Genomic DNA, 9,312 nt, shown 5'->3' on the forward strand with positions numbered 1-9,312 from the left:
ATACACCCAATGTACCGCTTCAAAAGACAATATAACCACTCATTGCGTTGCTCAATATGTCCAGAACCCCCTGTCGAGAGCTTACTGTCACCCACGCAATGCAGTCGTCACTGATGCCTGCCACCCATTGCTAGGGAACAGTTACAAGGTATTAATTAGTGGAAGGTAACGAGCAAATAAATTGTAAAACCACGGTTTTGTTTTGTAAGAACTGGGTTTTAAAATCGCTAAAAGAGGTAATTTGATTGCAAAATAGCCTAGTTTTGGCTTAGAATATGCCCTAATGGGCTTAATTGCTGGTCAAATAACGCAGTTTGAGTGCTTATTTGGTCGTTACAGTGTGTTCCACCACGCTGTAACCGTTAATGAACATTAAACGATAAACCCCCCTATTACGTCAAGTGATAGGGGGGTTTATTTTTTAACGAATCAATTTAACCTCATTTTAATGAGATAGTTCTAAGTTCTATATGACGTTATATACTTAGGGACTGACTCATGACAGACAATACTCGCTCTATTTTATTCACTACTCATCTAATCACCTATTAGCAACGTAGTAATGGATTTGCCATCGCTCCTAACACACCTTTATCTTGACTTTTTACTGACAAGTAAACAAGCGTTTATGGAGTGCGAACGTCATTATGTAACGTATGGATAAAACCACACTTTTTATATTATATTAAGCGGATAAATCGAGAGTAGGAAATTCTTTTCATGTCAGATCTCAAGATAGACTTAAATAAATATAAATCTTGTTCGTTTGTATCCTATAGGATACAATGAACCCATGTACTCTATATATACTACTGAAGTTTTTGACAAATGGTTTGGTAAACTAAAAGACCAACAGGCAAAAAAACGTATACAAGTCCGAATTGATCGGGTAGAAGATGGGAACTTTGGAGATTCTGAACCTATCGGTGAAGGCGTTTCTGAACTACGTCTCTTCTTTGGTCCCGGCTATCGAGTCTATTACTGTCAGCAAGGGCAAAGAGTAGTTATTCTACTAGCAGGTGGAGATAAATCTACCCAAAGTAAAGATATAACAATTGCTCTTCAATTAGCAAAAGAGTTAGAGGAGGAGTTATAAATGGCTATCAAACTTCGAAAATGGGATAGCGCTGAGCATCTTAAAACTGAGCAAGATATGCAAGCTTATCTACAAGCCTGTATTGAAGAATCTAACAACGATGCAGCGTTCATAGCAAAAGCTCTAGGAAATATCGCTAGAGCCAAGGGAATGGCGCAATTATCAAAAGATACAGGGTTAGGTCGAGAAAGCCTATATAAAGCACTCTCTGGTGATGTTATTCCAAGTTTTGATACAGTTATTAAGGTCGTTAAAGCCTTAGATTTACGTCTAGCAATTTAGGCGCTAGACGAGTATTGAATGCTTTCCTAAAATCTGTGTAACTGCTGTTCACCTTACATCAACACTTACACAGAATTTGAAATACTCTCAAACACCTAAGAATGCAAAAATCTTTCCAAACCTATCAGTAATACTAGACCATATATAATAACTGAACGATTTCTCTTCCATCGCTAATCTCTTTATTCAAATATAAAATACCCCTAAATCCATTTACCATAATCCACCTTTATCGGAACAATCGAGGTTTTTGGGGCTTCTTCACCGCCTATTTCAGACGGTAAAGAGGTCATACTATTGTACGATATTTTGAAATATTGAGTAAGCTCCTAAAAGGATTGAGAATATATTCAAAATCAGCGATAAAAATTCATATTTTGTGATGTGTTGTCTCCTTTTCCTGGTTGAAAGATTTAAGGTTTATATCTACCTCTCCTTATACGTATCATTGTCAATTTTTGCGGTGTTTTTGGACATAAAAAAAGACCTTTAGTAATAACTAAAGGTCTTATAATTTTAATTCTCTTTCATGAATACTATTAACGGACTTGCTCGCACTGATCCTCAATAAATTTGCTAGACTGTTTTAAGGCACTACAACAAATATGAGTTTTTTATGAAAATATGGTTAGGATTATTGATGATTTTACTTTCTTTTAGTGCAAGTGCAGCTATAGGTGATGCTGATAGCTACTATAGACAATCAGATGTATCTAGTGGTCATGTGAATAAACAGTCAAGTCCAAAAATGACTCTTGGTGGCGGAGACGGTTTAAAACTTAGTTCAGGAAGCAGGTATATTTACAAAGACCGAAGCGGTCAAGTTTTACTCACAAACGTTAGTCCTAGTGGTAGTTTTGATAAATTCACTGAAAAAACAAAAGTAACTTATTATAAAGATACAGAGAAAGAATGGTATCGCCAATTAGATAAGAAACCTGCTGCTAGAATTGGCATGACCCAAAAACAAGTTTTAAATGACACTAGTTGGGGTAATCCTAAAAATACAAGTACAACTATTGATGCGTCAGGAACGTCAGAACGATGGATATATAGCCGCACTCACTCCCTTTACTTTAAAGACGGCAAGTTAATTAAGATAGAGAAGTGAGTTTTGGTAGCCTATTTTTACAGTTCCACTCCTATACTAGGAAGTAAACTATCAGCTACAGCCTAAGTGTTTACGGTTTTTATTATTTCTGTTTTTTCTCTATACCAACAATCGATTTGAGAATGGCTATTGTGAGTCTGTTTTTGCCTAACCTCAACTTGAGGGTGTGCTATTCCTAATCGCCATTGGTGGCTAGGATTATCTTTGATTTGAATGTCAGGCTCTACGATGTCCGAAAATTGCTACCTCGTATTTGTTAAGAAACTACGCGCGCGTACTGTTCCATAAAGTCTATTTTTGAGTAAGCACTAGGTAGGTTGAGTTTATGAGCTGTAGCTCATTTTCATAAGTTTGCATAAAATCATTGTATAGACTATCGCTTATATACCCTTGTCGCTTTTTTAGGCTATCTATTTTTTGCAAAACAGTATGTAATTTATGATCCAAGCAAGACATTAAAATTTGTTTCTGTGGTTCAGTTAGTGAGTGATCGGACATTTTTATTTCTCCTTTGGTGACTAAGATTGCTTATAGATCGTGTTCGGTGCGCTGTAGAGGCATCGAACTATAGCCTCAGTGTTTATTTTATTCTTTTCTGCCTTAGCTAGCGACCCATACTCGGAGATCGTGATCTTGTAGGCGCTCTAGAACGTTCAAGTTCTTGCTCTTTCACTTTTATTGCTTCTTTCACTTGTCCAGCAATCTGTTTAATTCCTTCAATTCCATCTGTATTTCTGTCTGTGAGCCGGTTATTTTCGTTTGTGACTGCTCTATTTTGATCTGTGCGTTCACTAATTCGCTCAATCCGTCCTCTAACTTCACTGTATCGCTCTCTAATTGCGTCGTATCGCTCTTTAGATAATCGGGCGGTGTTATCGTGCTCTGATACGTCTTCAACTGCTCTACGAGCTGCATTTGTATGTTTCCTAACGCCAATAACTCGCTTATCAACGTTGATTGCGTTGTTGCGTGCTCTTTCCGATGCTGTACCCAACCACTGAACACGCTGGTTTGTTCTGTCATTGAAGTTTGCAACTCCTTGAACAACGTCGGTAAGCGTTCCAGCTCTTGCGTCTTCGTTCTTGCCAATCTGTTCAATAAGGCTGTCAATTCGGCTATATCCTGGTCTTTCTTGCGTAGCTGCTGCTGTGTGTATCGCTCTTGGTCGTCTAGCATCTGCTCTTGGCGTTTGATCGTGTCCTGCTGTGCTTGTAGGGCTTGCTGCACTTGCTCTAGTAGTCTCTTGTCCATGACTTATCTCTGTCCGTAGTTGATGGGCTGCTGTGTCTGCGGCTTTTGAATGATGTAGGTCGGTTTTGAGAACTTGTTGACCAATGCTGCCCCTATGAGCATACCGAATATCAGTACCGCGAGTGCGACGCAGCTGGTGACTGTCGCCCATTTTTTCATTTCTGATTTGATGACCTTCGCTATCCGGTCTTCTCGCTGCGTTATCAGTTGCGCTATATGCTGTGTGTAGGCTTCTATCGTCTTCTCTATGTCTTCTGCGAACTGCTCTAAATGCTCGGTGGTATGGGCTTGGACGTTGCTCATATAAGTTTCGAGAGCTGTAGACATATCGGTTTGATGCTTGGCTAACGTGCTTAACAACTGCTCGTTGCTCGTGTCTAGGTTTGTCATGCCTTGCTTGATGATAGTCTCGCTTTCTTTCAATTTCGCTGTCATAAAGCTGTTTAGCTGCGTCGTAGCGTTCTGTACTTCTTGCTCGATAGTTTTCGCTTGCTGCTGTGACTGTGTTTTGAATTTCGCTGCTAAAGTTAAAATCTCGCTCATATAATCCGCCTGTCAGCCTGATATTTCGTTTTCCTGTTGGGTTCTTGATAGAGATCGCTTTGTCTGTCTCACGTGCGATCTCAAAGCCACCATCTTTTAGGGCTTTCACAACACCGTCACGATTGGTTATCGCACCCCCAATCACCAATGCTTGTAGACCGTCAGTAATGGCTTGCCTAGTGTCTTTAATATCCCTTGGTAAGTTGTCGCGCTGCGCCATTAATCGCTTTTTGGCGGGGTCATTGGGGTCGGTAAAACCATGCTCGATATTTTGCATGTCTTTCCATGCGTTCACGCGGCGCTTATCAACGCTATGGACATAGGGCTGAAATGCTCTGCCATGTTCTAAATCCACATTAGCAAAGACAAAGTTCAGCTCTAGCCGTCCTTTATCTCGATGCTCAATCCACGAAACAGCAACTCTATCAACGTCTAGCCCTGCTCGAATGGTCTGCTCAAAGCCGTCCATCAAGGCATTTTTTTGTTCTGGGGTCACTTGATCGGCTGACTCGGTGAACGATAAGCAACCACTGGTATATTTTTGCTTAAAGTCGAGGCTATCAATGAGCAATGATTGATTGTCTATGTCGCCTCTCAATACTTCGGCATCAAGACGTTTACCGTCTGGCTGCTCTTTGTCGTTAAGCAAGTAATCAAACACGCCTTTACTGCCACCGGTGCCATGAGTGAAGAATTTAACGATCATCGGGCATGCTCGATGCTAGTGCTTTGTCTAGCGTGGTTTGCAAATTAAGTAAGGCGATCAATACGGCATTACCGACTTCTTGCCCTGCGTTGGTCTGCTTGGCGATTTGATTGATGTTGATGCCAATGCGATTAACAGCTCGCACCAATTCGGGATCGGCACTGTGTACGATTTTTTTATGCTTGGGTTCAGGCGCGGCTACCGGCTGATCGAGTACCAATCCGCGAACGTAATTAGACATATCGTGCTGACCTGCACGCTTTTTAATGTCTAAGATTTCAGTGTCAGAAACTCTGATTTTTAGCCATTTTGTTCTTGCCATGTTCGCCTCGCTCTAGCGGTTGTTTTTTACCCCTCACGGCTTTTTGTGAGGGGTTGGGGTTAAGGGGTTTCCCCTTACCGGCATGCCTTGGGTCAATAGTAACGAAGTGGATATTGTGCCCACGGTATATGCTGGCTAATACTAAAATTTTATCAAATCCTGTTAAGGATAAATTCTATTTAATATGTCTAGAATATTTTTTTTATTTACACATAGTAAGTTAATGTATATTATTGTTAATGATAATAGTAATCATTAACAATAATATACATTTTATATAAGGTCCCCTGATGAAGAAAGTGTCATATCTCATACTAGGTTCAGTAATCATTCCTATTGCATTTTCTTCAGTACCTGCTGTTGCAGAAATGAACTCTAACTTTAGTCCAAAATTACAATTACAAGGCGATTGGACTAGCAATGATAATAATTATGGCTTGGGAGTTTTACTTCCCTACACTAATCAATTAGCTGGTGTGCCATTTCTTGACCTACGTTATTATCAAAATGATAATGATATTAGTAACGCCAGTATTGGTTTGGGGTATCGTCACTCGTTACCAGATCAAAACTTTTTCGGTATCAACTCATATTACGACACTATAGAAACCGATGATAACAAATACACTCAAGCCTCTGTTGGGATAGAGTATATTACCAAGGCTTGGGAAGCGCGTGCAAACTACTACCAACCTATTAATAATAATAAAAACATCCTAAATGAGCTATTTACAGCTAGTATCAAAGATGATCGCCTAGGCATCAATATTACAAGTGGTATTGAAGAATTGAATAACTCGGCTGACCTAGAATTCGGGCGTATTCTGTCACAGGACAAAAACTCTTCGCTAAAAATGTATCTTGGCGGATTTTGGCAAGAAAGAACTGCACAAGATGATAATGTTGGTTTTCGATTAAAAAGTGAATACGATACCAGCGCTCCTAATTGGTTACCAAAAAACACTTCTCTAGGGTTTGGCCTATATGTTGAGCACGATGATGAAGATGAATTACAAGTTGGTGCTCAATTAAAATTAAATTTAGGTGTAACTGATACTTCTAATAATCATATTCTGCAACAAGTCAGACGTGAACTGATAATGACACCTGACGTTTATCATACAGATATTTTTGAACAAGCAGCTAACTATGGCAAGATACGAAAGTTTGCTTATGATAATACTAATGAAGATATACAAGCAGTCAATAAGCAAATTGCCAGTCTAGGAGAGAATGGAGTTGCCCTCATGAGCGGCGTGGTGACCTTTGACGACAGCTTGATTATCGGTGAAAGTCAGACCTTATTAGGTAATGGTTCGTTGTTAATCAAAACACCCTCCGGAAAACAGGCTCAATATAGACAAAACACACCAGCAAAAATTAATAATACTTCAGGAGACAGCAGCGTTATTAAAGTTGCCTCTAACTCTACAGTTACAGGGATAACGACCAAGGGGGGGGCAGAAGGCATAGGTAGCCTAAACGAGATTTCAAACAATATCAGAATCAACAATGTCAATATCTCAGCAACCACAGGCGATGGAATTAAGCTCAACAACACCAACGGTCTCAACATTAGAAATAGTAAAATTCATGATCTAAATATTTGTGCAAACAATACAAACTGTGAGTTTGCAGTATTCTCACCAACCAATGCTCCAAACTCAGCAGTAAGTGCAATCGGTAGCCAGAATATCAATATTGATAATGTCGATATTGACAACGTTACCTATGGAATTTTTCTAGCCAGTGACTACGACCAAGAGACAAGTACGTATAGAACTACAACATCTAATGTGAATATTAATAATACAAGCATCAGCAACTCTCGCCGTGAAGGGCTACTATTGGTAGGCAATGACAACGTCACCATAAATGATCTCACTATCGATAACAGTAACCAAGACCAAGAAATGGACTTAGTAGTATTACAAGGTAGTCATGATGTAACTATGAACGAAACAAACTTATCAGGCGGAATCAATGGTTTAATGATAGTTAATTCATATAACCTTCCTAGCTTTGACGATAACAACATTAAAATTAAAAATATGAATATTAGTAACACCAGCCGCTCAGGAGTATTTATTAACCCAGCTTCAAAGATAGAATTAGAAAATGTTACAGTTAACAACCCTGGAGTCGCGGGAATCGCATTATATGGGAATGAATGGATGGGAGGGGCTGTAGAGGACGTGACCATCACGAACCTTCAAATAAATAATCCCGCCGAAAATGCAGTAGTACTCTTCGGTCCGGTGAAAAATATCAGAGGCGATATAAATACAGATCAAAATGAGAATGCTTGCAGCAACCTATGGGACATGGCTAAATTCGAACAAGGAGCTGAGAGCACATTGACCATTAACGGGAACAAGATAGCAAGCTTGAAGGATTGCAGCTAGCATAAGGGAGCAACAAGAGCCTAAGTCGAGCAATAGCAAGGTCAGTTGACAAGGCTGTTATTTGACTTAGGCTTATCCAGTGCAACTTTGTTAAAGCTTACCTAGTTTTTTGCGATTATAGTAAGTTCTTCGTGAAATACCTAACTCTATCCAAGGTTTCAGCGATTGTTCCGATGTGGCTACAGGCTTACGTTTAGATACCTTACCGCCCTTGCTGCCTTTGAGTGCTTGGCGATAGATAAACTCATTGTAGTGATATCCATCACGCTTCCAGCAAAATTTAGCGATGCTTTTGGCAGCCGCTTTGATTTCTGAGTATGGTAATGGCTCTGAAAACATCATATTTACGTTCTGAGCATGTTTGAGTACTGAATTGAGCACTGCTCCCAAGTCTTGCCTCGATGCTCTCTAATCGCAGAATAAGCCCAATGGCGAACGGTATCAAATAGGGAATAGTTTCTACCAAGTCCGTATTCTTTCTCTTTGTTCATTGAAGGTCTTAGATCAACGAACTCCGCTAAATAATTTAGCTCATAGGCTTCTTTTGTCCATACTTCGGTACGCCAATGCTCGTGCATGGGGTTTTTAGTGATGAAGTTGGTATAGCCGACGTCTGCTCTTGTCTCTCTGACAAGTCCTGCTTGTATCTTAGCGAGATAGTCTAAGGCTTTACGGCTGCCATGCTCACTGGTGCACACAGGTGTTTTTAGCTCATAATAGCAGAGCAGCTGCTTAAATGGATTGATAGCAACATCACACGCAAAACAGATTTAGACCACTTAGAGGACGTTATCACAGAATTAAGAAATAGCATCGAGAAGGGGTTTAGTCGTGGCTTATGATTATTTTATTTCAACCAATGAAAATAACGACAAGGTAAAAATTCCAGAGTGGATTAGCGAACGTGACAATAGGATGGAATCTTATATCTCTGCTGGTGAAGTGGACTATCGAGGAACGTTTACCAGCAATGAGTTGATCCAACTAGCCAATCACTATGCTGACATTTGGGGGGATGCTATGAATAGCTTTCATGCTGACCTACAGGCTCAGAGCTTGGCGTTTATAAAAAAAGCTGACACAGACACATTCACGCTATCAGCAATCTACTGGTCATCAGATGAATACTAAGTAAATATTTCAGATGAACTTGAGCATATTTTTTTTGATGTTTTTTTTAAATATAATTCCTTCAAGTTAGAGTTTTTTTTTGCTACAGCCCTTTTTTTCGGGGATCCAAGGTTGTCTAAAAACAGATATTTTTGCTGTTTTATTTGAAATATAATTTGTTCATTTTAAGTTATAGCCCTTTGTTTTCAAGGGTTCAGACTAATATTTTCTTTTCACATTAGTTTTTTAATCAACGATCTCGACACTCACTCTGCTGATTGAGTGCTTTTTTTTATTATTATCTTAACTTAAATTTTTCTTCAATCTCTTATGTTATATAGCCTAGGGGGCTATATAACACTTAGATTAGCCTAAGTAGTTATTATGCTCTTGGTTCGGCTGGGTTCTGAAATCAGGGAACACTCACCCTAAAGGACTCACAGTTGAAAAACTGCAAATCCTTTAGTGTTGTTACCTTGACGGTGT

At 39.5% G+C, this 9,312-nt stretch carries 9 protein-coding genes; 5 read left to right on the top strand and 4 right to left on the bottom strand.

Annotation, left to right across the window (positions count from 1 at the left end; translation table 11 throughout):
- Nucleotides 1-793: 793 nt before the first annotated feature.
- From ACT3QP_RS13055 to ACT3QP_RS13065, 3 genes are all read left to right on the top strand, one after another.
- On the top strand, nt 794-1,096 hold the full coding sequence (locus ACT3QP_RS13055) for a type II toxin-antitoxin system RelE/ParE family toxin (RefSeq protein ID WP_193217008.1): 303 nt from the start codon (nt 794-796) through the stop codon (nt 1,094-1,096).
- The gene (locus tag ACT3QP_RS13060; RefSeq protein WP_193217009.1) at nt 1,097-1,378 is read left to right on the top strand and encodes an addiction module antidote protein; all 282 of its coding nucleotides are present in this window, start codon (nt 1,097-1,099) and stop codon (nt 1,376-1,378) included. It begins immediately after the preceding gene.
- Between the two features lie 616 nt (nt 1,379-1,994).
- A complete protein-coding gene (locus ACT3QP_RS13065; RefSeq protein ID WP_193217010.1) occupies nt 1,995-2,489 on the top strand; it encodes a hypothetical protein in 495 nt (164 codons plus the stop codon).
- A gap of 1,254 nt (nt 2,490-3,743) precedes the next feature.
- Here the strand turns inward: ACT3QP_RS13065 and ACT3QP_RS13070 are convergent.
- Both ACT3QP_RS13070 and ACT3QP_RS13075 read right to left on the bottom strand, forming a co-directional pair.
- Nucleotides 3,744-4,283, bottom strand: a complete 540-nt coding sequence (locus ACT3QP_RS13070; protein WP_226950392.1) for an MbeB family mobilization protein — start codon at nt 4,281-4,283, stop codon at nt 3,744-3,746.
- Between the two features lie 695 nt (nt 4,284-4,978).
- Nucleotides 4,979-5,311, bottom strand: a complete 333-nt coding sequence (locus ACT3QP_RS13075; RefSeq protein ID WP_193217012.1) for a plasmid mobilization protein — start codon at nt 5,309-5,311, stop codon at nt 4,979-4,981.
- A gap of 290 nt (nt 5,312-5,601) precedes the next feature.
- Here ACT3QP_RS13075 and ACT3QP_RS13080 point away from each other — a divergent pair, with 290 nt between their 5' ends.
- Nucleotides 5,602-7,716: a right-handed parallel beta-helix repeat-containing protein gene (locus ACT3QP_RS13080; protein WP_193217013.1), complete on the top strand. Its 2,115-nt coding sequence runs from the start codon at nt 5,602-5,604 to the stop codon at nt 7,714-7,716.
- Nucleotides 7,717-7,806: 90 nt separating this feature from the next.
- Here ACT3QP_RS13080 and ACT3QP_RS13085 read toward each other — a convergent pair whose 3' ends face one another.
- A complete protein-coding gene (locus ACT3QP_RS13085) occupies nt 7,807-8,058 on the bottom strand; it encodes a hypothetical protein (RefSeq protein WP_193217014.1) in 252 nt (83 codons plus the stop codon).
- Between the two features lie 2 nt (nt 8,059-8,060).
- The gene (locus tag ACT3QP_RS13090) at nt 8,061-8,414 is read right to left on the bottom strand and encodes a replication initiation protein (protein WP_193217015.1); all 354 of its coding nucleotides are present in this window, start codon (nt 8,412-8,414) and stop codon (nt 8,061-8,063) included.
- A gap of 133 nt (nt 8,415-8,547) precedes the next feature.
- On the opposite strand from ACT3QP_RS13090, the gene ACT3QP_RS13095 reads away from it, so the two are divergent.
- Nucleotides 8,548-8,847, top strand: a complete 300-nt coding sequence (locus ACT3QP_RS13095) for a hypothetical protein (protein ID WP_193217016.1) — start codon at nt 8,548-8,550, stop codon at nt 8,845-8,847.
- Nucleotides 8,848-9,312 lie beyond the last annotated feature (465 nt).

It is taken from the genome of Psychrobacter sp. AOP7-B1-24 (assembly GCF_052376215.1).
Taxonomy (GTDB): Bacteria; Pseudomonadota; Gammaproteobacteria; order Pseudomonadales; family Moraxellaceae; genus Psychrobacter.

Coding starts and splice junctions, on each gene's coding strand:
- ACT3QP_RS13085 (WP_193217014.1), bottom strand. CDS start 8,058: ATGATGTTTTCAGAGCCATTACCATACTCAGAAATCAAAGCGGCTGCC.
- ACT3QP_RS13080 (WP_193217013.1), top strand. CDS start 5,602: ATGAAGAAAGTGTCATATCTCATACTAGGTTCAGTAATCATTCCTATT.
- ACT3QP_RS13075 (WP_193217012.1), bottom strand. CDS start 5,311: ATGGCAAGAACAAAATGGCTAAAAATCAGAGTTTCTGACACTGAAATC.
- ACT3QP_RS13055 (WP_193217008.1), top strand. CDS start 794: ATGTACTCTATATATACTACTGAAGTTTTTGACAAATGGTTTGGTAAA.
- ACT3QP_RS13060 (WP_193217009.1), top strand. CDS start 1,097: ATGGCTATCAAACTTCGAAAATGGGATAGCGCTGAGCATCTTAAAACT.
- ACT3QP_RS13070 (WP_226950392.1), bottom strand. CDS start 4,283: ATGAGCGAGATTTTAACTTTAGCAGCGAAATTCAAAACACAGTCACAG.
- ACT3QP_RS13065 (WP_193217010.1), top strand. CDS start 1,995: ATGAAAATATGGTTAGGATTATTGATGATTTTACTTTCTTTTAGTGCA.